This window comes from Streptomyces parvulus (assembly GCF_014648855.1).
Classification (GTDB): domain Bacteria; phylum Actinomycetota; class Actinomycetes; order Streptomycetales; family Streptomycetaceae; genus Streptomyces; species Streptomyces parvulus.
This window is the reverse complement of the sequence record NZ_BMRX01000015.1, coordinates 185,145-210,321: the sequence shown is the minus strand read 5'-3', so window position 1 is coordinate 210,321 and position 25,177 is coordinate 185,145. Positions and strand designations below refer to the sequence as shown.

Genomic DNA, 25,177 nt, shown 5'->3' with positions numbered 1-25,177 from the left:
TGCCCCGCCGTACGAGAACAGCGAGTGGGAGTTCGGGGCACGACAGTGGAATGGGTGCGAGGCTGCAGGGCATGGCTGCGCAGGGCGTGGGATGCGCCGGGGCACGAGCGGAACACGGCGCTCCTGGTGGGAAAGAGCGCGCTGGCGGCGACGCTGGCGTGGTGGTTGGCGCAGGACGTCCTGCACGCCGCCTCACCGGCGTTCGCGCCGTTCTCCGCCGTACTGATCATGAATGCGACGATCTACCAGTCCGTGTGGCAGGCGCTGCGCTACACCGCCGCGGTCACCGTGGGGGTGGCCGTGCAGGCGGCCGTCGGGTTCGTCGCCGGACCCGACCTCATCGCGTTCGTCCTGGTCGCCGTGATCGCCCTCACCGTCGGACGGTGGCCCGCCCTCGGTGAGCAGCGCTCCCAGGTCGCCACCGCGGCCTTCTTCGCCTTCTCCACGTACGCCGCCGCGTCCGGCACCGGCGAGCGAGTGATCGAGCTGGGACAGATCGTCCTGCTCGTCCTCGTCGGATGCGGTGTCGGCCTCCTCGTGAACCTGACCATCGCGCCGCCGCTGCGGTACCGAGGTGCCGAGCACGGTCTCCAGGTCCTGGCCGCCGAGATCGAAAGCCTGCTGGACGACATGGCCGACGGCCTGTGCACGGGCGACGTGGACGCGGAACGGGCCAAGCAGTGGCGTGCCGCCGGCGAAAGCGCGCAGCGCGCGGTCGGGCAGGCGCGGGCGGGGCTCGCCACCGCGGAGAACAGCCTCCCCTTCAACCCGCGCCGCCTGCTGCCCGCCCACCGCCGCTACCTGACGTTCGGGCGCTATCAGCAGAGCGTCGACGCCCTGGAGCGCGCGGTCTACCAGCTGGGCTCCCTCACCCGCAGCCTGGGGCGCTGGCGCGAGACGGAGAACACCTACACCTACGCCCCGACCCTGCGCGCGTACGCGGATTTCGCGAGCAGCCTGCGCGACATCGCCCACATCATGGCGTCCCTCGAGGCCGACAGCCTCACCGAGCAGGCCGAGGAGATGTGCCACCTGGCCACGCTCTCCCAGGACGCCCTGCAGAACGTGCTCACGGCGGCGCACGACGACTCGCTCCCCCTGTCGGACGCCTCCCGCCCCTACGGAGTCCTCGTCGTCGAGGCCACCCGGCTCATGGAGGAGTTCCAGAACACCTGCGACGTCCTCAAGACCACCGCCGACGAGTGACAGGGGCGCCCGTGCCCGATGCGCCGGTCGGGCGAGGGTCCCGGGCCTCCCGGGTGCGGCGGCCCCCGCCCGGTGCGGGCGCTCGGCATGATGTGGCGTCCGCGGGACTTTGTCTTCGAGGAGCCGGTGCCTGCGGCCAGGCCGGGGAGGGGTGGCGATGCCGAGACTGCCGTCGCTCACCGAGTCGTTCGGCGGGGGCGGGCGGGCGGTGCGGGTGGCGCTCGCCGCGGCCGTCGGCTTCTACCCGGCGGCGTACCTCATGGACCGGCCGGTCGTCGCGCTGTACGCCCTCTTCACCCCCATCGCCTTCGGCGTCCTGTCTCCGCTCCCGGGCTCGGGGCAGCACCGGGCCGGCAGTGTCCTGCGCGCCGCGCCGGCCGCCGCCGCGCTGATCGCGCTCGGTACCGCGCTCGCGGTGACGACGTGGGCGGCGGCCGCCGGGATGCTCGTCGTCGCCCTCGTCCTGACGTTCGGCGCGGCCTGCACCCCGCGGCTGGCGAGCGTCGTACCCGGGCTGCAGCTCTGCTACATCCTGGCCTGCTTCCCGCCCTACGCCCCCACCACCCTGCCCGAGCGGCTGCTGGGCCTGCTGCTGGGTGCGGCAGCGCTGCTGCTGGGCGAGCTGCTGCTGTTCCCGGCGCCGCGGCGGCCGTTGTACACCGAACGGGTCGCCGACGCCCTCGACCTGGCGGCGCACACGGCGAGGCTCCTGCTGCGGGCCGAGTCGGTCGACGGCCGGACGGCCGACCGGCTGCGGACGACCGGCCGGGAGCTGCGGTTCTCGCGGCAGCCCCACGGGTGCCGGCCGACCGGCGCCGGACGGACCGACCGGGCGCTGGCCCAGGCGGGGTCGGCGGCGCGCAGGCTGCTGGACCAGCTGGCCTCGCTCGGTGGACTCCCACCCGCTCCCGCCGACACCGCCTCACAGGCCCTGCTGCACGGCGTCGCGGCGGCGTGCTCCGACGCGGCGGGCGTGCTGCGGGGTGGCCGTTCCGCCCGTGGCACCGAGTTCCTCGAGGAGATGACGGCCCGGTTCCTGGACGAGCGGGCCGGGGAACCGGAGGGCCGCGGGGTTCCTCCCTACGCGCTCCTGCGACGTAGGTCGACGCTGCTGACCGTGGCGGCTTCGGCGGTGACGGTGCGTACCGCCGCGGGCCTCGCGACGGGCGGCGACCGGGCCGTACCCGGGCTGCCGCACGAGCAGTTCTGGTATGCGCGGGTGCCGGCGGTGCGGCTCTGGTTCGTGCGGGTCCGCGGCAATCTCACGCCGCGCTCGGTCGTGTTCCAGAACGCCGTCCGTACGGCGCTGGGGCTCGCGCTGGCCCGTCTGGTGGCCGGGTCGCTGGACCTGTCGCACGGCTTCTGGGTGCTGCTGAGCGTCCTCACCCTGGCGCGGACGACGGCGGTCGGCACCTGGTCGGCCGTGCGGTCGGCCGCCGCGGGCACGCTGGTCGGTGCCGTGGTCGCCGGCGCGCTCATCATCGGGGCGGGTGACGCGACCGCGGTATACGCCGGTCTGCTGGTGCCGATGATGGTGATCGCCTTCTCGGTGGGGCCCGTCGGCGGGCCGGCGTGGGCGCAGGGGCTGTTCACGCTGGTGGTGTCGACGGCGTTCGCCCAGATCGCCCCGGTGACGTGGCGGCTGGAGGAGGCGCGGCTGGTGGACGTGCTGACCGGCAGCGGGATCGGGCTGGTGTGCGGGCTCCTCGCGTGGCCGGCCGGGGCGCGCACCGAGATGCGGCGCAGTGTGGCGGCGTTGCTGCGGGCCACCGCACCCGTGGTGCTGGACACCGCGGACGCCGTGACGGGCCGGCGCGCGGAGCCGGAGGCGGACACCGCGGAGCGGCCCACGTCCGGCTCCCTGTGGCCCGCCCTGCACCGGCTTCGCATCGCGGAGGCGGCGTACGCCCAGTTCCGTACGGAGGCCGCCCTTCGGTCGGACGACGACGGTCCGGACTGGCTCGCCGCCCTCAACTACGGTTCGCGCGTGCTCTCCGGCGCCTACTGGCTGCCGCCCGCGCTGGGTGCGCCGGGCCTTTCGCCGGACGCCCGCCGGTGGGTGGAGACGGCCGGGCAGCAGGTGGCGGCCGCCGCGCTGAGGGCGGCGGATCTCCCTTCGCCGGGGGTCACGTTGCGGATCGCACCGCTGTCCCCGGTCCTCCGGTCCGCGACGTCGCCCGGGGCGCGGTCCCTGCTGGTCGATCTGGAGGTGTGGCTGCAGGCCCTCGCCGGGGACCTCGCCACCGCGACCGGCGCGGGGCGTCCGGCGCCCCGCCGACGCGACGTGCCGTAAGGAGCGGTGAGGTCGAAGGGAGGGCGGGAACGGGCTCGCCCCGGACGGTGTCGCCACCGGGACGACCGTGCCTGTTATCCTCGGCAGCCGCGTAGACCGTCGATCGAGGAGTTACAGACGTGGTGGGTGACGACGACATCTCCGGATGAGATCCGGATCTGACGGCCACCGGCCGGCGCCGCGGAGCGCTGCCGAGGTGGCCCGTCTCGTCGTACCTCCTTCCCCACGTCTGCCCAGGGCAGGGGACAACGCTCTGCCCTCATTTCCTCAGAGGTCTCCTCTTCATGTCCGACGCCGCCATCGTCTGTTCGAACCTCTCCTTCGCCTGGCCCGACGACACCCAGGTCTTCGACGACCTGTCCTTCACCGTGCCGCCCGGACGCACCGGCCTCGTCGCCCCGAACGGTTCCGGCAAGTCCACCCTGCTCAAGCTGATCGCCGGTGAACTCCGGCCACTGGCCGGCTCGGTGTCCGTCAGCGGCACCCTCGGACACCTCCCGCAGAGTCTGCCGCTGTCGGTGGACCTCACGGTCGCCGAAGTGCTCGGTGTCGCCGACAAGATCCGCGCGCTGGACGCCGTGGAGTCCGGTGACGTCGACGAGAAGCACTTCGCCACCATCGGCGACGACTGGGACGTCGAGGAGCGCAGCCGCGCACAGCTCGACCGGCTCGGCCTGGCCGGCCTCGCACTGGACCGCAGCCTCGCCACGCTCAGCGGCGGCCAGGCCGTCTCCCTCGGCCTCGCCGCCCAACTGCTCAAGCGGCCCGACGTCCTCCTCCTCGACGAGCCCACCAACAACCTCGACGCGGAGGCCCGGCACAAGTTGTACGACGTGCTGTCGGACTTCACCGGTTGCCTGCTCCTGGTCAGTCACGACCGCGCCCTCCTCGACCGGATGGAACGCATCGCGGAACTCGGCAGCGACCACCTGCGCCTCTACGGGGGCGACTTCACCGCCTACGAGGCGGCCGTGGTCGCCGAGCAGGAGGTCGCCGAGAAGAACGTCCGCAGCGCCGAGCAGGAACTCCGGCGCGAGAAGCGGGAGATGCGGCAGGCCCGCGAACGCGCCGAGCGCCGCGCCGGCAACGCCCAGCGGAACCTGAAGAACGCCGGCCTTCCGCGGATCTTCGCCGGGAACATGAAGCGGGGCGCGCAGGAGGCCGCGGGCAGAGCCGGCACGATGCACGCGGCGCGGGTCAGCGAGGCCAGGGCCCGCTTGGACGAGGCCGGCCGTGCGGTGCGTGAGGAGGTCAAGCTCGCCCTGCAACTGCCCGACACCCAGGTGCCCGCGGGGCGGACTCTGTTCCAGGGCACGGGTATGCGGGTGCGGCTCGACGACGTGGAGGTCTTCGCCGGGAACGGCGTCGACCTGACCGTGCGGGGCCCCGAGCGCATCGCCCTGACCGGCCCCAACGGTGCCGGGAAGACCCTTTTGCTGCGGCTGATCACCGGCTCCCTCCAGCCGGACAGCGGCGAGATCCGGCGCCACGACGGGCGGATCGCCTACCTTTCGCAGCGTCTCGACCTGCTGGACCCGGGCCGTACGGTGGCGGAGAACTTCGCCGGGTTCGCCCCGGAGCGGCCCGAGGCGGAGCGGATGAACCTGCTCGCCAGGTTCCTCTTCCGGGGGCCGGGCGCGCATCTGCCGGTCGGTGTCCTTTCCGGAGGTGAGCGGCTGCGCGCCACCCTGGCCTGCGTGCTGTGTGCGGATCCGGCGCCCCATCTGCTGCTGCTCGACGAGCCCACCAACAACCTCGACCTCGTCGGCGCGGGCCAGTTGGAGAGCGCGCTCGACTCGTATCAGGGTGCCTTCCTGGTGGTCAGCCACGACGAGCGGTTCCTCGCCGGGATCGGGATCAGCCGTCGCCTGCGGCTGGCCGACGGGACCCTGACGGAAGCGGGAGCCCCGGTGGTGTGAGCCGTACGTGTGACGTGGCCCGCGTCCGAGGCCCTCGGCCCGGCGGGCCGACCACCGATCACGCAGAACGGACCACCCCATGCCACAGCCCGCCCTTCTCGCCCACGACCTGATCCGCGTCCTGGGCGGACGCCCTGTCCTCGACGGTGTCTCACTCACTGCCTCCCCCGGTCACCGCATCGGTCTGATCGGGGAGAACGGTGCCGGCAAGTCCACCCTGCTGCGGGTGCTCGCCGGCGAGGACGAACCCGACGGGGGCAGCGTCACCCGCCCCGCCGACCTCGGCTTCCTGCACCAGGAGATGCCTTTCGACACCGGCACCACCGTCGCGGCCGTTCTGGACGAGGCGCTGCGCGAGGCCCGGGAGGACCTCGCCGAACTGGACCGGCTGGGCGGGGAACTCGCCCGCGTCCCCGAGGACGACCCCGGCCACCGAGGCGTCCTGGACGCCTACGGCGAGCGCCTGGAACGGGCCCAGGACCGGGAGTCCTGGGACGCCGACCGCCGCGCCGCCCTGGTGATGGGCGGTCTGGGTCTCGGTGCGGTGGACCACGCCCGCACGCTCGGCTCGCTCTCCGGCGGGCAGCGCGGGCGGCTCGCCCTGGCCGCGCTGCTCGTCCGGCGGCCCTCGGCGCTGCTCCTGGACGAGCCGACCAACCACCTCGACGACGGTGCCGCCGCGTTCCTGGAGGAACAGATCCGCTCGATGCCCGGGGCCGTGGTTTTCGCCAGCCACGACAGGGTGTTCCTCGACGCCGTCTGCACCGACCTGATCGACCTCGACCCAGCCGTGGAGGGCGCGGTCCGCTACGGCGGCAACTACAGCGCCTACCTGTCCGAGAAGCGCGCCGAGCGGGAACGCTGGGAACGGCGGTACGCCGAGGAGCAGGAGAGGATGGCGCAGCTGCGCATCTCGGCGGGGGTGACCGCGCACCGCGTGGCCCCGGACCGGGGGCGCACCGACAACGAGAAGATGGGCTACGGCCACCGGGCGGGCCGGGTCCAGGGGGCGATCTCCCGCCGGGTGCGCGACGCCACCCGGCGGCTGGAGGAACTGGAGCGCCTCCAGGTCGGCGAGCCGCCGCGCCCCCTCCGGTTCGCGGCCGGCGACCTGGCGGCACCGGTGGACGAGGGCCCGCGGTCACTGATCGCACTGCGCGGCGTACGAGTGCCGGGGCGGCTGGCGCTGGACGCACTGGAGGTGGCCGCCACCGATCGGCTGCTGGTCACGGGCGGCAACGGAACGGGCAAGTCGACGCTGTTGGCCGTGCTCTCCGGACGGCTGGCGGTCACGGAGGGCGAGGTGCGCAGGCGGCGCGGTCTGTCGGTTGCGATGCTCACCCAGGACAGCGTCTTCGAACGCCCCGAGCGCACGGCCCGGGACACGTACGAAACGGCGGTGGGCGCCGCCCGGGCGGAGAAGGTGCCCCTGGTTTCGCTGGGCCTGCTGCACGAGGCCGACCTGGACAGACCGGTCGGGCGGCTCTCGGTGGGCCAGCGACGCCGGCTGGCGCTGGCCCTGCTCGTCGCCCGTCCACCCCAGTTGCTCCTGCTGGACGAGCCGACCAACCACCTCTCCCCCGGGCTGTGCGACGAACTGGAGGACGCGCTGGCCACCGGTCCCGGTGCGATCGTGGTCGCCAGCCACGACCGCTGGCTGCGCCGGCGTTGGCGCGGTCGCGAGATCCGGGCGGCCCGGGGCTAGAGCGGCGGACCTCACCGCAGCGGCGGAGGGCGGCCGGGCCGTCAGCGCGACGGGATACGGATGGCGAGGAGCGCGACGTCGTCGTCGTTGTCGGCCGGGCGGGCGCGCCGCAGCAGCTGGTCGGCGAAGGTGTCCAGCGGGCGGTGCGCCAGGGAGGCCGCGTGGCGGCGCAGGTTCTCCATCCCGATGTCCAGGGAGCGGGTCCGGGACTCGATCAGGCCGTCGGTGTAGAGGACGAGGGTGGCGTCGGCCGGCAGGACGATGTGGGCGTCGGTCCTGGGCTGCTTCACGGCGGTGCCGAGGAGCAGCCCGCGGGCCTCGTCCAGATACCGGGTCAGGCCGTTGTGGCCGACGAGGAGGGGCGGCGGGTGTCCGGCGCTGGTCCATCGGAGGTGCCATTCCCCGTCGGCGTCCGGCTTCAGCCGGCCGAGGATCATGGTGGCCATGCGGACGTCGCTGATGTGGGCGAGGGCCTCGTCGAGTTCCTCGACGATGTGGTGGGGCGCCCGGTCCTCGGACCAGGCGAACGCGCGCAGCATGTTGCGCAGTTGCGCCATCCCGGCCGCGGCCTCCAGGTCGTGCCCGACCACGTCGCCGATGACCAGGGCCGTGTCGCCGGACCGCAGCGGGAAGGCGTCGTACCAGTCGCCGCCGATGTGGGACGCGTCCGGGGCCGCCAGGTAGCGGGCCGTCATCGCGACGCCCGGCAGCTGGGGCAGCTGGGGCAGGAGGTAGCGCTGCATGGTCTCGGCGACCTGGGCCTGGCGCTGGTAGTGCCGGCCGTTCTCCAGGGCGAGGCCGACGCGCCGGGCGATGTCTTCGAGCAGGCTGAGGTCGTCCGCGGTGAAGTCCTGGCCGCTCGCCTGCGAGCGGCCCAGGGTGAGGGCGCCCACGACCTCCCGGGGACCGCGGATGGGGGCGATGGCGGCGGTTCTGATCCCGGTGGCCTTGAACAGTCTGCGCTGCTCCACGGCGATGCCGGTGTCCGGGGTCCCGCGGTACGTCTCCGGGCCGGCGAGGTTGGAGGCGACGCCGCGCAGGGCCCGGGACAAGGGCATGAGCGAGTCCTCGGAGACCGGCGGCATGGGGCCCTGGAGGTCCTCGCGTCTGACGAGGGTCCCCTGCTCCGCGTGGACCACCAGGTGCCGCGAGACCTCCTCGGCCTCGGTGACGAGGTCGATCACCGCCCAGTCCGCGAGACGCGGCAGCATCAGGGCGACCACTCGATGAAGCGCTTCGTCGACATCGATGTTGGAGATCAGCTGAGCCGTGGTGTCGGCGAGCAGGGCCAGGCGCTCCAGCGCCGGCAAGGAAGCGGGCGCCAGGAAGCCCGCCTCGTCCTGATCCTTGCGCTCGGACATGGCCACCCCTTTGATCACCCAGAAGGAGGGCTGCTCGTTCCCAACAGCCGGACTCGCTCACCGGCCACGAAAGCCGAAGAGGCATTTGTAGCACGAACGCAGGTGGCACCGGCCGGCCGCGCGGCCCGCCCGCGGTCAGTCCGCCGAGGCGGGTGGGCCGCTCAGCGCGGTGATGCATGCCGTGAGCAGGCGCCGCATGCGGTCCTGGTCCGCGGGGTCGAGGCCGGCCAGCATGTCCTGCTCGACGCGGCGGACCGCGGCGCTGGCCGCCCGGAGCTGGCGGCGCCCGGCGGCGGTCAGCTCCGTGGGCAGGGCCCTGCCCACGGGTGCCTGCGCGGCACGGACGACCAGTCCTTGGCGTTCGAGGGCCTGCAGGAGCACGTTCATCGACTGCCGGGTGACGAAGGTGCCGCGGGCCAGCTCCGAATTGGACAGGCCCGGGCGCTGGGCGAGCAGCTCCAGGCAGGAGTAGTGGGTGATCGTCATGCCCATCGGCTTCAGCACGGCCTCCATGGCGGAGTGCAGGGCGCTCGAAGCCGCCTTCAGCATGTACCCCAGCGACGTGTCCAGCTCGATTCCGGGCTCACCTTGACTCATGTCAGTAGTCTGACATATCGTGGGGTGTGTCAGAAGACTGACATTCAACGAAGGGCAGGATCATGGCCGTCACCGGACCCGACTTCATCTCTCTGCAGGTGCGCGACCTCGAGCGCTCCGCCGCCTTCTACGAGCGGTACCTCGGACTGAAGCGCTCCGAGGCGGGACCGCCGCACGCCGTAGTGTTCGACACCAAGCCCATCGCGTTCGCCGTGCGCGATGTCGTCGAGGGCGTCGACCTGGCCGCGATCGCGCAGCCCGGCCTGGGAATGGCCCTGTGGCTGCACGCCCCCGACGCGCAGGACATCCACGACGCCCTCGCCGACGCCGGCACGACGATCGTCTCGGCACCCGTCGACGGGCCGTTCGGGCGCACCTTCACCTTCGCCGACCCCGACGGATACCAGGTGACGCTCCACGACCGCGGCTGAGCCGCGCCCTCCGGACGGACGGCGTCGGCCCGGACGGGGTCTCCCTAGGACGCCGAGTCCGTGGTGGTCGGTCGCGGTCCCGTCCGCGCGGGCCGCGTCCGGGAGTTCCCGGGCACGCGCATCAGCTCGTCGGCCCACAGCGGATGCTCCCGCTCGGCCCACTCCCGCGTGACCGACCCCGTCCGCATGCCCCGCCGGGCCTCGGGGTCGGCGAGGGCCATCCCGACGTGACCCGCCAGGACGATGCCGAGGGTCAGGGCGAGCCAGTCGTGGACGAACGTGGCACTGGTGCGCCACACCAGGGGCGTGAGGTGGGTGAACCACATCATCAGTCCGGTGCCCAGCATCACCAGCGTCGCGCCCGCCACCCAGGCCGCGTAGAGCTTCTGTCCGGCGTTGAACTTGTGCGCGGGCCGGGAGGCGCGCCGCCCGTCCCTGCGCAGGACGGCGAGCAGCCAGCGCCGGTCGTGCGGGCCGAAGCGGTTCAGCAGACCGAGGTCCGTGCGCAGGGCGCGCGAACCCAACGCGGCCAGGACCGGAACGGGGAGTGCCACACCGGCCCACTGGTGGACGGTGACCAAGAGGGCCCTGCGGCCCACGAGTTGGGCCAGCTGTGGCACGTACAGGCAGGCCGCGGTCAGCACGCACACGCCCATCAGTCCGGCCGTCGCGCGGTGGGCCCACCGCTCGGTGGCACTGAACCGCGGGACGCGGGCCGAGGCGGGTGGGGCGTCAGGTCGTCGGCTCATCGTCCCGTCCGTTCGAGCGGCCCACCCAGGCGTCGACGTCGTAGCCGCGCTCCTCCCAGTAGCCCGGCCGGACGTTCTTCGTGAGCGTGATTCCGGAGAGCCACTTGGCGGACTTGTAGAAGTACATGGGTGCCACGTACAGGCGCACCGGGCCGCCGTGCGCGTGGCCCAGATCCTCGTCCCGCATGCGCAGGGCGACCAGGACGTCCGCGCGGCGGGCCTGCTCCAGGGTGAGGCTCTCCGAGTACGCGCCGTCGAAGCAGGTGAAGCGCACCGCGCCCGCCGCGGCGCGCACCCCCGCGGCGTCCAGCAGCTCGGACAGACGCACTCCCTCGAAGGCGGTGCTCGGCACCCGCCAGCCGGTGACGCACTGGACATCGCGCACCATACGGGTCCGGGGCAGCACCCTGAGGTCGGCCAGGGAGTACGACGCCGGCCGGTCGACCAGGCCGTCCACGGTGAGCCGGTAGCTCCCGGCGTCCTTGTGCGGCACGGAGGAGGTGACCGAGTAGTAGCGGAAGCCGCCGCCGTTGGGGAGGAGGTCCGTCAGTCCGGTGGGGTCCCGTTGGGCGGCGCCGCCCAGGAACGCCTCCATCCCGCGTTGGAGCGCGGGGGCGGCCACGACCCCGAGCGCTCCGAGGCCGAGGGTGCCGAGGAGGACGCGCCGGCCCACGGGAGCGCCGTTCCTCTCGGGTGGTTCAGGGTTCACCCCGCCATTGGAGCACCCCGGGGTTCTCCGGGCCAGGGGATCCCGGACGACGTCAGACTTCGGTAATCCGATCTCCCGGAAGGCGGCGAACCGCCCCTGCTCCGGCGCATGCGGGGAACCGGCGAAGACCAACTGTTCAGCGCAGCAGTAAATCGATTCGCCGGGTGAATGGCGCCCACGGCGATCGCGGCATCGGCGCCGAGCTGTGAATCTTGGCACCGCATCGACAACCGAGCGGCGGATCCCGGGAGTTCCGGCTCCGCCGATCCCGCATCCGTCTGGAGCACTCCATGCCTCTTCGTCGCATCGTGACCAGTGCCGTCGGTTCCCTCGCACTGGGTCTCGCCTCGGTCGGCGCGCTCGCCCTGAGCGCCGCCCCGGCCGCGGCGAACCCCTGCGGCTTCTACGAGACCGCCTCCGACGCCTACTACAACCACTGCACCTCGGACGGCTCGCGCATCGTCATCGAGATCGACGACTGGGGGCCCAACAGCGAACGCTGTGTGGGTCCGGGCGTGACCTGGATCGGCGCCAGTTCGGACATCGACGGCGCGTGGTACACCGGCCGCACCTGCTGACGTGAACGGGAGCGGGGGGCGGCGGCAGCGCGGCCCCTCGCTCGCGTGCGACTCCCCCCGGGTCTTCAGCTGCCCGAACACGTCGCGGCGTCATTCCGGACACCCGGGCCGGCGGTGGGCGTACGGTCTCGGGTCGGCGGGCACACGTCAGCGGTGACCTTGGCTGACTTCCTCTTCACCCTGCTCGGGGCGGGTGCCCTCGCCGCCGCGGTGCTCCCCCGGCTGGTGGCCCGGCGGCCGCTGTCCATGCCGCTGGTCTTCCTGGCCGGCGGGATCCTGCTGCAACTGCTGCCCACGCCGTTGCCCGAGATCGACCTGGCGCGCGACCGGGTGTGGGTGGAGCACCTGACCGAGATCTGCGTCATCGTGTCGCTGATGGGCGCGGGCCTCGCGCTCAACCGTCCCTTCGGCGCGCGCCGGTGGCGAGCCACGTGGCGGCTGCTCGGCATCACCATGCCGCTCACGGTCGCGGCGACGGGGCTCCTCGCCTGGTGGCTGCTGGACTGGCCGCCGGCCGCGGCGCTGCTGCTCGCGGCCGTGCTCGCGCCCACCGATCCGGTGCTCGCCTCCGAGGTGCGGGTGGGCGCCCCCACCGACTCCGAGCACGACGAGGACGAGGTGCGTTTCGCCCTCACCAGCGAGGCGGGCCTCAACGACGGTCTGGCCTTTCCCGTCGTCATGGCGGCGATCGCGCTGACCGCGGCGGCGGGCACCGGCCTGTCCGGCGGCTGGGTGGGGCACTGGCTGCTGGTCGACGTGCTGTACTCCTGTGCCGTCGGCGTCCTGGCCGGCCTGGCCGTGGGCAAGCTGCTCGGCTGGCTCTTCTTCCGCGCCGCCCGGGAGGTCGTACGGCTGTCCGAGCACCGGGAGGGCTTCGTCGCCCTGGGGGCCACCTTCCTCTCCTACGGCGTCACCGAGCTGGCCCACGGCTACGGCTTCCTCGCCGTCTTCGTCACCGCGTGCCGCATCCGCGCCGCCGAGCGCGACCACGGCTACCACACGGTGCTGCACGACTTCGTGGAGCAGGTCGAGCGGCTGCTCACCGCCGGTCTCCTCTTCCTCCTCGGCGTCTGCGTGGCCCAGGGCGCGCTGGCGGACCTGACGTGGCGGGGCGCGGCCGTCGGTCTGCTCCTGCTGCTCGTCACCCGGCCGCTGACCGGGTGGATCGCGCAGGTGGGCACGGCGGCCGGTCCCCGGGAACGCCTGGTCACGGCCTTCTTCGGGGTCCGCGGGATCGGCTCGCTGTTCTACCTCGCGCACGCACTGGGCGTGGAGGGCTTCCACGTGCCCTCCGGTGAGCTGTGGGCCGTCGTGGCCTTCACCGTCCTCGCCTCCGTCGTCCTGCACGGCGTCACCGCCACGCCCGCGATCTCCCGCCTGGACCGGCTGCGTCGGCTGTGGGCCCAGGACCGCCCCCACACGGGGCGCACTCCGAGCGAGGACGACGTGGCCGACGAGCGTCCCTGAACCCGGCGGCCTCCTGCGCTTCGCGACGGTGCCGACTCTGCCCGTGCGCCTCTGCCGGTTAATGGGTGGAGCGGCCCGCCACGGCCGTCTACCTTGGGCGCGTCCAGGATCCGTACGTGCTGCGCGAGGTGTTTTCGATGACGGTCCGAGTGCCGGCGGCCGACTTCGGCCGGCTGTCCCCCTCAGAAGGCCATGACCGCATCCGATCGAAGGAACACCTCTCGTGGATCTTCCACGCATCATCACCATTCGCGAAAGCAGCCACCGCATCCACAACCCGCTGACCGCCGGGAAGCTCGCGGCGCTGGGCCGGGCGGTGCGGCCGGCCCCCGGGACACGGGTGCTCGACCTCGCCAGCGGATCGGGAGAGCTGCTGTGCACGTGGGCACGTGATCACGGCATCACCGGCACCGGGGTGGACATCAGCACGGTGTTCACCGGGCGGGCGCGCGCCCGCGCGGCCGAACTCGGGGTCGCGGACCGGGTCGAGTTCGTGCACGGCGACGCCTCGGGGCACGTCGCGGACGAACCGGTCGGTCTGGCGTCCTGTGTGGGCGCGACCTGGATCGGCGGCGGCGTGGCCGGCACCGTCGAGCTGCTCGCCCGCAGTCTGGCCCCCGGCGGTCTGATGCTGATCGGCGAACCCTACTGGCGGCGGGAGGTGCCGGACCAGGAGACCGCCCGGGCCAGCCACGCCGACCGCAAGGAGGACTTCCTGCTGCTGCCGGAACTGATCGAGCGGTTCGGTTCCCTGGGGTACGACGTCGTGGAGATGGTGCTGGCCGACCAGGACAGCTGGGACCGGTACCAGGCGGCGCAGTGGCTCAACATGCGCCGGTGGCTCGACCGCAATCCGGACGACGAGCTGGCGGCCGGCATCAGGGCCGAACTCGCCGCCGGGCCGGCCCGCTACACGCGCTACCAGCGTGAGTACCTCGGCTGGGGCGTCTTCGCCCTGATGCGCCGCTAGGACATCTGGGCGGAGGGCCGGGCAGAGTGCTGCCCGGCCCTCCGCCCATGTCTCATGTGTCAGGAGAGCCAGTCGGCGTACCGGGTGGGTGCCAGGTGGGCGTTCATGTCCGTGAGGACGTCGCCCTTGACGGCCGCGAACATGCCTGCGGTGGGGTCGGTGACCACCGTACGGGCGTCGCCCTTGTGGGAGAGGGTCATCCGGCCCAGCTCGTCCAGGGCGAAGACCTCCGGCCCGCCGACCTCCCGGATGCCGTTCAGCGGGGCGCCGAGCGCGACCTGTGCGACCGCCTCGGCCACGTCCTTGGCGGCGATCGGCTGGATGGGCGTGGCCGGGAGACGGACGGTGTCGCCGTCGGCCGTCCAGGTCAGCACCGCGTCCATGAACTCCATGAACTGCGTGGCGCGCACGATGGAGTAGGGCACCGGCCCGGACCGCAGGAGCTCCTCCTGGAGGACCTTGGCACGGTAGTAGTCCAGCTCCGGCACCTTGTCGACGCCGACGATGGAGAGGACGACGAAGTGCCCCGTCCCGGCCTCGTGGGCCGCGGTCAGCAGGTTGTCCATGGAGGTCCGGAAGAAGTCCGGCGAGGCGTCGTCGAAGGTCGGGCTGTTCGTCAGGTTGACGACGACGTCCGCTCCCGCGACGGCCTGGGCCACGCCCTGCCCGCTGATGACGTCCACGCCGGTGGACAGCGAGTGCGGCACCGCCTCGTGTCCGGCCGCGTTCAGCTTGTCGACGACCTGTGATCCGATCAGCCCGGTACCGCCGATGACCGCGATCCTCATGGCAATCCTCTCCTCGTGCTGTGTGGGGGCTCGGGGACCACTCTGTGGCCCGGTGGGGGAAAGGGCTCCTCAAGGCGCCCGAAGGAATGAGCGTCAGCGGTCGACGAACGTGACCGTCTCCCGCACGGGAGCCCGGCCGGTGCGGGTCGTGTGCGCCTCGGGCCGCTCGTATCCGATCGACATGCCGCAGAACAGCGTCAGGTCCCGCGGGGGCGCCACCGTTTCGGCGACGGTCCGGTGGAACTTGGCCCACGCCATCTGCGTGCAGCTGTGCAGTCCCTCCGCGCGCAGGAGCAGCATGACCGTCTGGAGGAACATGCCCACGTCGCTCCACTGGGGGCGGCCCAGATCGCGGTCGATGTAGCAGAACATCGCGGCCGGCGCTCCGAAGCAGTCCCAGTTCGCCGAGGCGGCCCGCTGCCGTGCCTCGACGTCGGCCCGCGGGATGCCGAGACCGCCGTAGCGCTGCTCCCCGAAGGCGCTCCGGCGCTCCCGGTACGGGGACTTGAGGTGGGCCGGGTACTGCTCGTACTCCGGTTCGTCCCAGGGATCGCCCGCGGCCAGCCGGGCACCCGCCCGCTTCTTGACCGCGTCCAGCGGCCCGCCCGTGAGGACGTAGGCGTGCCAGGGCTGGAGGTTCGATCCGGAGGGTGCCCACGCGGCGGTGGACAGCACACGCTCAAGGACTTCGCGCGGGACGGGCCGGTCGGTGAATCGGCGTACGGACCGTCGACTCGCGACCGCCTCGTAGACGTCCATGAAGACGCATCTCCCTTGTTGCCAATGATCATGGGTACGAACGTGACAGTATCATTCGCTACTATCTCGTGTATAACTTCACTGCGTGAGCAGCCCGGCTACCGCCCGGGTCCCGACACCTCTGCACGGAGACGCTTCATGGCCACACTTCTGCACATCGATTCGTCCGTTCTCCCCTCCGGGGCGTCCGCGTCCCGGACGGTCACGGCCGCCTTCCGCCGGACGTGGGAGGAGCAGCACCCCGGCGGCACGGTGATCCGTCGCGACCTCGCCGCCCATCCCGTTCCGCACATCACGGCGGACGCCTGGTCGGCCGGTCACGTCGGTCCGTCGGAGCGCACGGCGGGCCAGTCCGCCGCGTTCGCCGCCCGCCTGGAACTCATCGAGGAACTGGAGCGGGCGGATGCCGTCGTCATCGGCGCTCCGATGTACAACTACACGGTCCCGTCGACCCTCAAGACGTGGCTGGACAGTGTGCTTCTGCTCGGCCGCACGGCCGGTGAGGCGCCGTCGGCGCAGGGGACTCCGACCGTGGTGGTCGCGAGCCGCGGCGGTTCCTACGCGCCCGGGACCCCACGCGAGGGCTTCGAGTTCGTACGCACCTACCTGGAAGCCGTCCTCGGGCGGACTCTCGGCCTGGACGTCGACTTCATCGTTCCGGAGCTCACCATGGCCCCCCGCAACCCCGCGATGGCCGAACTGGTCCCCCTCTTCGAGGCCTCGAAGGAGCGTGCGCACCGCGAGGCGGTGACCAAGGCCAGGGCGCTGGCCGAACGCCTCACCGCGGAGGCCGGCAGGTGAGCGGAGGGCCGTCCCCGGTCAGCCGGAGTGAGTCGGCGGTGCCGGCTCCTGGTCGCCGGGGTGGGCGAGCAGGGTCAGCAGGCGCGTCAGCTGCTCCGAGCCGTCGGGCCCCAGGTCTGCGGTCAGCCGCTCGGCCAGCGGCTCGGCCGCGACGTGCGCCGCGTCGAAGAGCGCCAGCCCCTCGGGGGTGATCTCCACCGACCGTGCGCGGCGGTCCCCGGGCACCGCCTTGCGCACGGCGAGGTTACGGCGCTCCAGGTCGTCGACGACCCGCATGATGCCGGCCTTGTCCGTCCCCGTCGCCGCGGCGAGGTCCCGCTGCACCGTGGGGCCGCGGTCGACCAGCACGATCAGCACGGCGAAGTGCCGCAGCTCGATGCCGAGCGGCCGCAGCGCCTCCGACATCACGCCGGCCGCCCGCCAGTGCGCACGCCGCAGGAGCAGGCCGAGCGCGAACGGAGAGGCGTCGCCGGGGCGGTCGCTGGCACGCGTCGCGGCGTCGCGGCGGGAAGCTGGGGAGGCCATGGGGGCATCGTACAGCTACCGAAGCGTTCGTGACCGTTTCACCTGAAACGGAAGCCGGGGCTTCCGTCGGGCCGGGCCCGGACCCTGCCGCGTGACCGCCGGGGTCAGCGGCCCGTCGCGGTGAGGACGAGGACGGCCTGGTCGTCGTCGATGTCGTGTCCTCCGGTGAAGGTCCGGACGGCTCGGGTCAGGGCGTCGATGACGTCGTGCGCGCCGGGCCGGCGGGGGGCGCCGGTCAGCGCGTCGGCCAGGCGCTCCTCGCCGAACTGGTCGCCGTCCCCACCGCGGGCCTCGGTGATGCCGTCGGTGTACAGGAGCAGGCTCTCGTGCGGGCGCAGCCGCAGCCGGTGGGGGCGCAGGGGGGTGTCGGGGGTGATGCCGAGCAGGGCTCCGACCGCCTCGACGGGACGGGCGCGGTGGCCGGCGTCGAGGACGAGGGGGAGCGTGTGTCCGGCGCGGATCAGTTCGACGTCCAGCCCGTCCGGGGTGTGTGTGAGGTGGCCGTAGACAAGGGTGACGAAGCCGCTGCCGTGGCTGTCGGGCCGGTTGCACAGGGCGCGGTTGACGGCCTGCACGACAGCCTCGGGGTCCGGCAGGAGCGGGGCGACGGCGCGCGCGGTGTGGCGGACGAGGGCGGTGGTGGTGGCGGCGTTGGCTCCGCGGCCGCAGACGTCGCCGAGCATGAAGGCCCAGCGGCCGTCGGGGAGCGGGAAGATGTCGTAGAAGTCGCCGCCGATGTCGAGGCCCTCGCCCGCGGGGTGGTAGTACGTGGCGACGTCGGCGCCCGGTACGTCGGGCAGTTCGGGCATCAGCAGTCCGGCCTGGAGGTCGCGGGCGAGCGTGACGCGGTGCGTGTACTGGCGGGCGTTGCGTGCCGCGGAGGCCGCGCGGCGGGCGAGTTCCTCGGCGAGCGCGACGGTGTGGCCGTCGAAGGCGTGCTCGTCCGTGGACAGCAGCGTGAGCGTGCCGAAGGCGGTCCCGCGGTCCATGAGGGGCAGGCACAGATAGCCGGTGACCCCGAGGTCGTGCCACGGTCCGGGACCGGTGGGCGTACGGCGGGCCACCTCGCTCAGACCCGAGGCCAGGACGCGGGCGACGGCGTCGTCGGAGGCGTCGTACACGGGGCTGTGGGAGGCCAGCAGCTCCCGTTGCCGCCCGGTCGGCGCGCTGGCGGCGACCCGGCGCACCCTGCCGCCCTCGACCACGTCGACCGCGCACAGGGGTGCGAGGGTGGGGCTGCACAGCGCGGCGAGGCGTTGCAGGGTTTGGGTGGCGTCGAGGTCGGAGCCGAGGGCCGTGCTGGCCCGCAGCAGGAAGGCCAGGTCGTCGCGGGCCGCCTTCTCCCGGGCCTCAGCCGCCTGCCGGGCCTGCTCCTCCCGGTGGCGTTCGACGGCCAGGGCGGCGGTGTCGGCGAAGACGCGGGCGAGTGCGAGGTCCACCTCCTGCGGGGCCCGCGGGACGCGGTGGTACATGGCGAAGGTGCCCAGCAGCGAACCGTCGCGGGCGAGGATCGGCGTGGACCAGCAGGCGGCCACGCCCGCCCGCTCGGCCAGGTCGCGGAAGTCGTCCCAGAACGGGTCGGTGGCGATGTCGGAGACGATCACACTCCGGCGGCGGTGGGCGGCGGTGCCGCAGGAGCCCACGCCCTCACCGGTGGCGATGCCGTCGATGGCCTCGTTGTAGAAGTCGGGGAGGCTGGGTGCGGCACCGTGGCGCAGGTGCCGGCCGTCGGCGTCGGCGAGCAGGACGGAGACCAGGACCTCGTCGGGCGAGAGCTCCTCGATGACGCGGGCCATGCCGTCGAGGACGTCGGTCAGGGGTGCCTGGCGGGCGATCTGCTCCAGCAGGGCCCGGTGTTCGGCGGTCAGCCGCTGGGCCTGGCGGACCTGGGTGGTCTCGACCCCGACCACTCGGACTCCCGTGACGTTGCCGCCGGTGTCCAGGCGCGGCTCGTAGGTGAAGTCGAAGTACGCCTCCCGTGCTCCGGCTCCCTCGCCGAGCATGACCCGTACGTCGCGGCCCGTGTGGGCCCTGCCCGTGCGGTAGACCCGGTCCAGCAGGGCGACGAAGCCCTGGTCGGCCAGTTCCGGCATCAGCCGGCCGAGCGGCACGCCGGTGCGGGTGCGTTCCGGGCCGCCGATCGCGGCGTAGAAGGCGGAGTTCGCGGCCTCCACCATGTGGGCCGGGCCGGCGAGGGAGGCGAACACGGCCGTGGACTGCCCGAAGAGCGCGCGCACGTCGTCCTCCGGTCCGTCCGGGGCGCGACCGCCCTCCCGGCCGGACGGGACGACGCCGGACGACTGCTGCCCCGGTACGCGGGTCATGCGCTGCGCCCCTCGTCGATCGCACCCTGGCCGCCGTCCGTGGCGTCGGCGGCGGCCTGTCCGGCCGTGTCCGTGCCGAGCGCCTCGTCGACGTCCGCGTGGACGGAGAAGAGCTGGTCGAGGCCCGTCAGCGCGAACAGGCGGGCCACGGACGCGGGTACGGCGGCCAGCCTCAGCGTGCGCCCCTGGGCGGACAGCCTCTGGTAGAGGCGGAGCAGGCCGCCGATGCCGGAGGAGTCGCAGAACGCCAGCCCGGCGCAGTCCGCGACGACCGGCGGCTTGTCGGTCCTCTCCAGTTCCCTCTCGGTCGCCTCGTGCAGCTGCACCACGCTGTCGAAGTCGAGCTCCCCGCGCAGCGTGAACACCACGCCCCGCGCCTGCGTCCTGACATCCACCGAAAACACCCTGAGCTGCCTCCACTCAGCCTCGCCGACAACCTGCACATCGTACGAACCACTCCCCCGCGATGAGAACCGCCCCCAGGGGTGCTCCCGCGCTCGCCGGGTGGGAGGGGCCTGGTGAGACCGGTGGGGCGGTGGTGGGGGGCGTGGCGTGCACGGAATCGTTCACCCGGGTTGCGGGCATGGGCCCGCGTCCGCAGGGCATTCGACAGTCACGTCTCACGTCAGGGAGTTCCATCATGATGGTCGTCGGAATCGTCGCCGTGTGTGTCGTTCTCGCGGTGCTCGCCTTCCTCGTACCGCGCCTGTCCCACCACCCGCAGCGCGGTACCCAGCGCACGCTGGGCGCGGGCTCGCGTGCTGGTGGAAAGGCCCCGGGTGTCCTGGGGCGCGCCCTCAGCAAGCCGTTCCGCAGCAGTTCCAAGGCGGTGGGCCGCAGCGGTTCGGCCGGGCGCCGGGCGCGGGGTCACATGCCGTTCTGAGTGCGGCGGTCACGTCAAGGGCTCGCGGTTGCGCAGTGCGCGCCGCGAGCCCTTTCGGCGTGCCCGGCCCGCTCTGTGGCGGGGCTGCCTTCAGCCGCCCGTGTTTCGCTCCGCTATCCGGAGGTTGACCTCGATCTCCTCGCGTACCGGGTGTCCGGGTGGCAGGTTCGCGCTCTGGGCGTGGGCGCGGCGCAGTACCGCGAGGCCGTCCTGGCGCAGGCCCGCGGCGAAGAGGGTGGCGCCGAGGGTGTTGGCGGTGGTGAGGGTGGACTCGTGGGCCGGTCCGAGGCTGCGGGCGCGGCGCTGCCAGGTGTCGTCGAGTACCGCGACGGACGCGGGCGCGTCGCCCTGGACGGCCAGGGCCGCGCCGAGGTTGTGGGCGCAGTCGAGGGTCGCGGGGTGGTCGGGGCCCCAGGCGCGGGCCGCGCGGTCGGTGGCGTCGCGGGCGACCTGTGCCGAGGCGGCCAGCTTGCGCTGCTGGTAGAGGGTGGAGCCGAGCAGGTTCAGCAGGCCGATGGTCTCCTCGTGATCCGCTCCCAGCTCCTCCTCGCAGTCGGGCAGCAGGCGGCGCAGGAGTACTTCGGCCCCGGTGAGGTCGCCGGAGTCGAACAGGACGCGCGCCGTGCGGAGCTGCCGGCGCAGGCCGGCACCGCCAGGGCTGTTGCGACGCCACACGACGCCCCCTCGTCCACGGCGTCGTCGCCGTGTGTTTGTCACCGGGTTGCGGGCAACCACCGTACAGCTGCCGCAGGTTGATCGGGGAGGGAACGGGCGCGGGGGCGCTTCGCGGTGCCAGGATGGGGTGGGTGGGCACGGCAACGGGAGGACACCCATGATCGAATCCCTGGCGGCGGTCGCGACGGCCGCTTCGACGACCCTCGTCGCCGCGATGGCCACGGACGCCTGGGGGGCCGCGCGTTCCGGGCTGCTGCGGCTGTTCCGGCGTGGTGAGGGGCCCGAGGAGGGTGCGATGGCCGCGCTGTTGGAGAGCGAGGCCGCGCTGGTGGCCGAGGCGGAGGACGCGGAGGCGGCGCGCCGGCAGTTGGCGCCGGCGTGGCGGTTGCGGCTCGAGCAGTTCCTTCGCGCCCACCCGGAGGTGGCCGACGAGGTGCGGGAGCTGACCCGTCGGCTGGAGGACGAACTCCCGGCCCGGGAGCGCCACTGGGTGCAGCACGTCGAGGCGCGGGACCACGGGCAGGCGTTCGGGGCGCAGGGCGGGAACGTGATCGTCCATCAGGAGCCCGGTGCCGGCCGCGGTGACCGCGCGACGTGAGCGAGCAGCACGTCAGGGCGACCGGCGGCTTCGCCTACGGGGTCGTCGGCGCGGACATCCACGTGTTCGGCGACGGCACGCCGTTGTACGTGCTGCGCAGGTGGACGCCGGCGCCGGAGGCGGATCCGCGGTGGCTGCGGCAGCAGCCCAGCCGGATGCTCCACGCGCGGTTCGCGGTGGCTCCGTTCACCGGGCGGGAGGACGAGCTGGGGGCGCTCCACTCCTGGTGTGCCGGGGGTCCGCGGCGCGCGGCGCGCTGGCTGCACGCGCCCGGCGGGCAGGGGAAGACACGGCTGGCCCAGCAGCTGGCCACGGAGCTGTCCGCCCAGGGCTGGACGGTGGTCACCGCGGTGGAGGGGCCCGGGACCGTGCTGCCGCCGCCGGGCAGCCAGGACCTGGCACCGGACGGCGGCGCCGGGCTCCTGCTCCTGGTGGACTACGCGGACCGCTGGCCGCTGACCAGCCTCACCTGGCTGTTCAGCAACGCCCTGCTGCATCAGCCCGGCGTACGCGCCCGCGTCCTGCTGCTGGCGCGGGGCACCGACCCGTGGCCGGCGCTGCGCGGGGCACTGGCGGGTGAGCAGATCGACGTGTCGACGCAGTCGCTCGGCCCGCTGGAGGAGCCGAGCGGTCCGGCGGCGGGGCAGGGCGAGCGGGGAGCCACCTTCCGTGCGGCACGCGCCGCCTTCGCCGCCAGGTACGGGATCGCGGCACCGGCGGGCGAACCCGATCTCACCGACGACGACTTCGGGCTGGTGCTCGCCGTGCACATGGCCGCCCTGGTCGCCGTCGACGCCACCGCCTCGGGGCGACGCGCACCGCCCGATCTGGCCGGGCTCACCCTGTACCTCCTCGACCGGGAGCACCTGGGCTGGACCCTGTTGCACGACGGGCGCGGCGCCGGACGGATCACCCTGCCCCCTGCCGTCATGAACCGGGTGGTCTTCACCGCCTCCCTGAGCGGCGCGCAACCGCACGAGCGGGGAAAGCGGCTGGTGGACGCGCTGGAGACCGGGCACCCCACGCCCACGGTGCTGGCGGACCACGGCGTCTGCTACCCGCCGCCCGAGGGCATGGCCGGCACGGTCCTCGAACCGCTCTATCCGGACCGGCTGGCGGAGGACTTCGTCGCGCTGACCGTGCCGGGCCACCCGGCGGACTACCCGGCACAGGCGTGGGCGGCGGACACCGCGGACGCCGTGCTGCGGCACGGCTCCGGACCCGCCCGGGCGGTGTCGACCCTGATCGCGGCGGCGGACCGCTGGCCGCACCTCGGGCCCGGCTGCCTGTATCCGCTGCTGGCCGCCGATCCCGGCCTCGCCGCCGCCGCCGGGGGCGCCGCCCTCACCGCCTTGGCCGAGCTGCCCGACATCACGACGGCGCTCCTGGAGGAGGTGGTGGACGCCGTGCCGCGCCCGACCCCGGCGAACCTCGTGGTCGGCGCGGCCGCCGTCGACGTCCGGCTCTTCCCGTCCCGGTTGGCGGCGGCAGCGGACCGGCACGAGCGCGCCTGGCTGTACTCAGGGTACGGAAACGACCTGAGCGAACTGGGGCGCACGAAAGAGGCGCTGGAGGCGGCGCGGCGCGGGTCCGAGCTGTTCGAGGAGCTGGCCGCCGACGATCCGGAGACGTACGAGGAGCACGTCGGCCGCACCCTGACCAATGTCGCCGGTCTGCTGCGCCGCGTCGGGCAGGTCGACGAGGCGGTGGCGACGCAGCGGCGCGTGGTGGACCTCTTCACCCGTCTCGTCCAGGGCGACCCGGGCCGGTACGAACCGTACCGGGCCACCGCGCTGGCCAATGTCAGCGTGCACCTGGAGGCGGTCGGCCGGTGGGAGGAGGCGTACCGGGCCAACCAGGAGGCGGCCGAGGCCTACCGCACGGCCGCCGTCCACGATCCCCGGCAGCGGCGGGGGCTGGCGATCGCGCTGTCCAACGCCGCGGCGCTCACGTTCCGCCCGCCCGCGGAGGACGTCGCCCTGCGCGAAGCCGTCGAGTTGAGCCGGCAGTTGGTACGGGAGGGCGAGCCGGTCGAGCTGTCGCCGCTCACCGCGTGTCTGGAACGGCTGCGCGACCACCTCTCCGCACGCGGCCGGCACGAGGAGGCCGTCGCGCCGGCGCGGGAGGTGGCGGAGCTGAACCGGCACCTCGCCGAGGCCGATCCGGACCGGTACACCTCGGCGTGGACGAGGGCGCTGATGAGCCTGCACGGGATCCTGCGCGACGCGGATCGTCCCCGGGACGCCGTGGAGGTCGGCGAGGAGGCCGTGACGTGGCTGCGCCGCCTGGCCGATCGCGCTCCGGCCACGTACTTGTCGTCCCTCGGCGACGCGGTGCGCCGACAGAACGGCGCGTTGCGGGCGGTGGGCCTGCCGCCGGAAGCGGAGGTCGAAGTGGAGCGGCGGGTGCTCGACCCCGACTCCCTGCGCAGCCGGGTGCCGGCGGCGAGCATCGTGGTGGACGGGTGGGTGGGCGAGCTGCTGCCCGTACCGCACCTGTCGGTGGCGGCGCTGGACGAGACGGCGCGCGGGCTGGCACGCCGGCGGGACTGGCCCGCGTACTGGGAGCTGGTCCGGTCCGCTCCGGTCGCCGACGCGGTGCATCTGGTACGCCGGATCCCGCGGCGCGCGGGGAGGCCGGACCGTCCCTTGGACGCCGAGTTGTTCGACTGGCTGCGGTCCCTCTCCCCGCGCCGCACCCGCGCTCTCGTGGAGGAGGCGGCCGGGGCGGCCACCCGGACGCTGCCCGAGGACCTCGGCCTGCTCTCGGCCGCGTACTGCGCGTTCGGGTTCGGCGACACGGTGCTGGCCACCGCACGCCTGAGGAGTGACGCCGACGAGCGGTCCCGCGAGGTGATCGAGACCGTCGACCTGGAGTCCGGCATGCGGACGGTACTCCACCGGGGCCCCGTGCACCACGGGGCGCTGGCCGCCCTGGGCCCCGGCGAGGTGGTCGCACTGCGCCGGTGCGAGGGGCACGACGCTCGGGCCGAACTGATCCGTTATACGGAGAGCGGCGCACGGGTGCTGGCGCGGGGCGAGACGCTGACCGGGGCGCGTCTGACGGCCACGGCGTACGGCTGCGTGGTGTCACTGCCCCTCGCGCCCCGTGTCCTGGCCCTGCGGGCGACCGGCGAGTTGCGCCAGGTGGACATCGGGCCGTGGGCGTTGCGCACGTGCGGTCCGACGGCCGTCACACCCAGGGGCGACCGTATGGTGCTGTCGGACGGCCACCGTCTGATCGCCGTCCACGCCGCCCTCGACCGTGTGCTGAGCGCGGCAGGGGTGCCGGACTGGCACGCGCCGGTACGGGACATGGTCTTCGCTTCGGAGGACGCGCTGGTGACGGCGGGGGCGCACGGCGGGCTGGTGCTGTGGCGGCTGGACGCCGAGGGGATGCGGCCCGTGGCATCGCGCGACACCCCGATGCTGTCGCAGCTGTGCGCGGTCCCGGCCTGGGACCTGGTCGCCGGTCACGCGGGCTCCGGGATCCGGATCCACTGCTTCGACCCGTGGCGGGACCTGGCGCCGGTCGACGCCCCGGCCGCGTTCGCCGGCTCGGCCGGCCGCGTGCGCGAGGTCGTGGCGGCGCCGGGCGGACACCACGTCGTCTACTCGGGGCAGCTCGACGCGGGGGCACCGCCACGGCGCCGCTCGTTCTCGTTCGTGGCCCGGTCTCATGATCTGCACCATCACGGTGCGCTGTTGCGGCGGTCGCCGGCCGGTCTGGACGACGCCGAACTCGCCGCCCTGGCGCGGGCCGACGCCGGCAGTCCGGCGGTGCGCGACCTGCTGCGCCTGGCGTATGTGATGGCCGCCCCCGTCTGACCAGGTGGAAAA

The 25,177-nt window shown here is 73.5% G+C and carries 22 protein-coding genes; 12 read left to right on the top strand and 10 right to left on the bottom strand.

The genetic code is table 11. From position 1 onward, the window contains the following. The first annotated feature begins 54 nt into the window (after positions 1-54). From IE108_RS28170 to IE108_RS28155, 4 genes are all read left to right on the top strand, one after another. Positions 55-1,206, top strand: coding sequence for an FUSC family protein (locus tag IE108_RS28170; protein WP_229852446.1), 1,152 nt, complete (start codon positions 55-57; stop codon positions 1,204-1,206). A 157-nt stretch (positions 1,207-1,363) separates the two neighbouring features. Then, positions 1,364-3,499 carry an FUSC family protein gene (locus tag IE108_RS28165; protein ID WP_064725892.1) on the top strand — a complete coding sequence of 712 codons (2,136 nt, stop codon included), beginning with the start codon at positions 1,364-1,366 and terminating at the stop codon, positions 3,497-3,499. A 284-nt stretch (positions 3,500-3,783) separates the two neighbouring features. Next, on the top strand, positions 3,784-5,418 hold the full coding sequence (locus tag IE108_RS28160) for an ABC-F family ATP-binding cassette domain-containing protein (RefSeq protein ID WP_064725893.1): 1,635 nt from the start codon (positions 3,784-3,786) through the stop codon (positions 5,416-5,418). Positions 5,419-5,497: 79 nt separating this feature from the next. Beyond that, a complete protein-coding gene (locus tag IE108_RS28155; protein ID WP_064725894.1) occupies positions 5,498-7,123 on the top strand; it encodes an ABC-F family ATP-binding cassette domain-containing protein in 1,626 nt (541 codons plus the stop codon). A 41-nt stretch (positions 7,124-7,164) separates the two neighbouring features. Here IE108_RS28155 and IE108_RS28150 read toward each other — a convergent pair whose 3' ends face one another. Both IE108_RS28150 and IE108_RS28145 read right to left on the bottom strand, forming a co-directional pair. Next, entirely contained in the window at positions 7,165-8,484 is a 1,320-nt protein-coding gene (locus IE108_RS28150; protein WP_064725895.1) for a PP2C family protein-serine/threonine phosphatase, read from the bottom strand. Between the two features lie 135 nt (positions 8,485-8,619). Continuing rightward, positions 8,620-9,081, bottom strand: a complete 462-nt coding sequence (locus IE108_RS28145) for a MarR family winged helix-turn-helix transcriptional regulator (RefSeq protein WP_064725896.1) — start codon at positions 9,079-9,081, stop codon at positions 8,620-8,622. Positions 9,082-9,143: 62 nt separating this feature from the next. On the opposite strand from IE108_RS28145, the gene IE108_RS28140 reads away from it, so the two are divergent. Beyond that, positions 9,144-9,512, top strand: a complete 369-nt coding sequence (locus IE108_RS28140) for a VOC family protein (protein WP_064725897.1) — start codon at positions 9,144-9,146, stop codon at positions 9,510-9,512. A 44-nt stretch (positions 9,513-9,556) separates the two neighbouring features. On the opposite strand, the gene IE108_RS28135 is transcribed toward IE108_RS28140, so the two are convergent. Together IE108_RS28135 and IE108_RS28130 are read right to left on the bottom strand one after the other, a co-directional pair. Then, positions 9,557-10,261 carry a cytochrome b/b6 domain-containing protein gene (locus IE108_RS28135; protein ID WP_079163378.1) on the bottom strand — a complete coding sequence of 235 codons (705 nt, stop codon included), beginning with the start codon at positions 10,259-10,261 and terminating at the stop codon, positions 9,557-9,559. After that, positions 10,245-10,970: a molybdopterin-dependent oxidoreductase gene (locus IE108_RS28130; protein WP_064725898.1), complete on the bottom strand. Its 726-nt coding sequence runs from the start codon at positions 10,968-10,970 to the stop codon at positions 10,245-10,247. The genes IE108_RS28135 and IE108_RS28130 overlap by 17 nt, the downstream gene beginning before the upstream one ends. Before the next feature lie 290 nt (positions 10,971-11,260). Between IE108_RS28130 and IE108_RS28125 the strand changes: the two genes are divergently transcribed. The 3 genes from IE108_RS28125 to IE108_RS28115 all read left to right on the top strand — a co-directional run bounded on the left by IE108_RS28125 (position 11,261) and on the right by IE108_RS28115 (position 13,985). Continuing rightward, entirely contained in the window at positions 11,261-11,548 is a 288-nt protein-coding gene (locus IE108_RS28125; protein WP_064725899.1) for a DUF6355 family natural product biosynthesis protein, read from the top strand. A 153-nt stretch (positions 11,549-11,701) separates the two neighbouring features. Continuing rightward, positions 11,702-13,015, top strand: a complete 1,314-nt coding sequence (locus IE108_RS28120; protein WP_064725900.1) for a cation:proton antiporter — start codon at positions 11,702-11,704, stop codon at positions 13,013-13,015. A gap of 223 nt (positions 13,016-13,238) precedes the next feature. Continuing rightward, positions 13,239-13,985, top strand: a complete 747-nt coding sequence (locus IE108_RS28115; RefSeq protein ID WP_064725901.1) for an SAM-dependent methyltransferase — start codon at positions 13,239-13,241, stop codon at positions 13,983-13,985. Positions 13,986-14,044: 59 nt separating this feature from the next. On the opposite strand, the gene IE108_RS28110 is transcribed toward IE108_RS28115, so the two are convergent. Then, a complete protein-coding gene (locus tag IE108_RS28110; protein ID WP_064725902.1) occupies positions 14,045-14,773 on the bottom strand; it encodes an SDR family oxidoreductase in 729 nt (242 codons plus the stop codon). A 93-nt stretch (positions 14,774-14,866) separates the two neighbouring features. Beyond that, positions 14,867-15,532 (bottom strand): nitroreductase, encoded by a 666-nt coding sequence (locus tag IE108_RS28105; protein ID WP_064725903.1) that lies wholly within the window; start codon positions 15,530-15,532, stop codon positions 14,867-14,869. Positions 15,533-15,670: 138 nt separating this feature from the next. Here IE108_RS28105 and IE108_RS28100 point away from each other — a divergent pair, with 138 nt between their 5' ends. After that, a complete protein-coding gene (locus IE108_RS28100; RefSeq protein WP_064725904.1) occupies positions 15,671-16,333 on the top strand; it encodes an FMN-dependent NADH-azoreductase in 663 nt (220 codons plus the stop codon). Between the two features lie 18 nt (positions 16,334-16,351). Here IE108_RS28100 and IE108_RS28095 read toward each other — a convergent pair whose 3' ends face one another. The 3 genes from IE108_RS28095 to IE108_RS28085 all read right to left on the bottom strand — a co-directional run bounded on the left by IE108_RS28095 (position 16,352) and on the right by IE108_RS28085 (position 19,577). After that, positions 16,352-16,858, bottom strand: coding sequence for a MarR family winged helix-turn-helix transcriptional regulator (locus tag IE108_RS28095; protein ID WP_064725905.1), 507 nt, complete (start codon positions 16,856-16,858; stop codon positions 16,352-16,354). 104 nt (positions 16,859-16,962) lie between these two features. Continuing rightward, positions 16,963-19,182 carry a SpoIIE family protein phosphatase gene (locus tag IE108_RS28090; RefSeq protein WP_079163379.1) on the bottom strand — a complete coding sequence of 740 codons (2,220 nt, stop codon included), beginning with the start codon at positions 19,180-19,182 and terminating at the stop codon, positions 16,963-16,965. Continuing rightward, positions 19,179-19,577, bottom strand: a complete 399-nt coding sequence (locus tag IE108_RS28085; RefSeq protein WP_159394585.1) for an STAS domain-containing protein — start codon at positions 19,575-19,577, stop codon at positions 19,179-19,181. The genes IE108_RS28090 and IE108_RS28085 overlap by 4 nt, the downstream gene beginning before the upstream one ends. 245 nt (positions 19,578-19,822) lie before the next feature. Between IE108_RS28085 and IE108_RS28080 the strand changes: the two genes are divergently transcribed. After that, positions 19,823-20,065 carry a DUF6411 family protein gene (locus tag IE108_RS28080; RefSeq protein ID WP_064725907.1) on the top strand — a complete coding sequence of 81 codons (243 nt, stop codon included), beginning with the start codon at positions 19,823-19,825 and terminating at the stop codon, positions 20,063-20,065. A 90-nt stretch (positions 20,066-20,155) separates the two neighbouring features. On the opposite strand, the gene IE108_RS35150 is transcribed toward IE108_RS28080, so the two are convergent. Then, the gene (locus IE108_RS35150) at positions 20,156-20,740 is read right to left on the bottom strand and encodes a tetratricopeptide repeat protein (RefSeq protein WP_064725908.1); all 585 of its coding nucleotides are present in this window, start codon (positions 20,738-20,740) and stop codon (positions 20,156-20,158) included. A gap of 157 nt (positions 20,741-20,897) precedes the next feature. Here IE108_RS35150 and IE108_RS28070 point away from each other — a divergent pair, with 157 nt between their 5' ends. Together IE108_RS28070 and IE108_RS28065 are read left to right on the top strand one after the other, a co-directional pair. Further along, the gene (locus tag IE108_RS28070; RefSeq protein ID WP_064725909.1) at positions 20,898-21,338 is read left to right on the top strand and encodes a hypothetical protein; all 441 of its coding nucleotides are present in this window, start codon (positions 20,898-20,900) and stop codon (positions 21,336-21,338) included. After that, positions 21,335-25,165 carry a tetratricopeptide repeat protein gene (locus tag IE108_RS28065; RefSeq protein WP_064725910.1) on the top strand — a complete coding sequence of 1,277 codons (3,831 nt, stop codon included), beginning with the start codon at positions 21,335-21,337 and terminating at the stop codon, positions 25,163-25,165. The genes IE108_RS28070 and IE108_RS28065 overlap by 4 nt, the downstream gene beginning before the upstream one ends. Positions 25,166-25,177: the final 12 nt, after the last annotated feature.

Coding starts and splice junctions, on each gene's coding strand:
- IE108_RS28165 (WP_064725892.1), top strand. CDS start 1,364: ATGCCGAGACTGCCGTCGCTCACCGAGTCGTTCGGCGGGGGCGGGCGG.
- IE108_RS28160 (WP_064725893.1), top strand. CDS start 3,784: ATGTCCGACGCCGCCATCGTCTGTTCGAACCTCTCCTTCGCCTGGCCC.
- IE108_RS28155 (WP_064725894.1), top strand. CDS start 5,498: ATGCCACAGCCCGCCCTTCTCGCCCACGACCTGATCCGCGTCCTGGGC.
- IE108_RS28150 (WP_064725895.1), bottom strand. CDS start 8,484: ATGTCCGAGCGCAAGGATCAGGACGAGGCGGGCTTCCTGGCGCCCGCT.
- IE108_RS28145 (WP_064725896.1), bottom strand. CDS start 9,081: ATGAGTCAAGGTGAGCCCGGAATCGAGCTGGACACGTCGCTGGGGTAC.
- IE108_RS28140 (WP_064725897.1), top strand. CDS start 9,144: ATGGCCGTCACCGGACCCGACTTCATCTCTCTGCAGGTGCGCGACCTC.
- IE108_RS28135 (WP_079163378.1), bottom strand. CDS start 10,261: ATGAGCCGACGACCTGACGCCCCACCCGCCTCGGCCCGCGTCCCGCGG.
- IE108_RS28125 (WP_064725899.1), top strand. CDS start 11,261: ATGCCTCTTCGTCGCATCGTGACCAGTGCCGTCGGTTCCCTCGCACTG.
- IE108_RS28110 (WP_064725902.1), bottom strand. CDS start 14,773: ATGAGGATCGCGGTCATCGGCGGTACCGGGCTGATCGGATCACAGGTC.
- IE108_RS28105 (WP_064725903.1), bottom strand. CDS start 15,532: ATGGACGTCTACGAGGCGGTCGCGAGTCGACGGTCCGTACGCCGATTC.
- IE108_RS28100 (WP_064725904.1), top strand. CDS start 15,671: ATGGCCACACTTCTGCACATCGATTCGTCCGTTCTCCCCTCCGGGGCG.
- IE108_RS28095 (WP_064725905.1), bottom strand. CDS start 16,858: ATGGCCTCCCCAGCTTCCCGCCGCGACGCCGCGACGCGTGCCAGCGAC.
- IE108_RS28090 (WP_079163379.1), bottom strand. CDS start 19,182: ATGACCCGCGTACCGGGGCAGCAGTCGTCCGGCGTCGTCCCGTCCGGC.
- IE108_RS28080 (WP_064725907.1), top strand. CDS start 19,823: ATGATGGTCGTCGGAATCGTCGCCGTGTGTGTCGTTCTCGCGGTGCTC.
- IE108_RS28070 (WP_064725909.1), top strand. CDS start 20,898: ATGATCGAATCCCTGGCGGCGGTCGCGACGGCCGCTTCGACGACCCTC.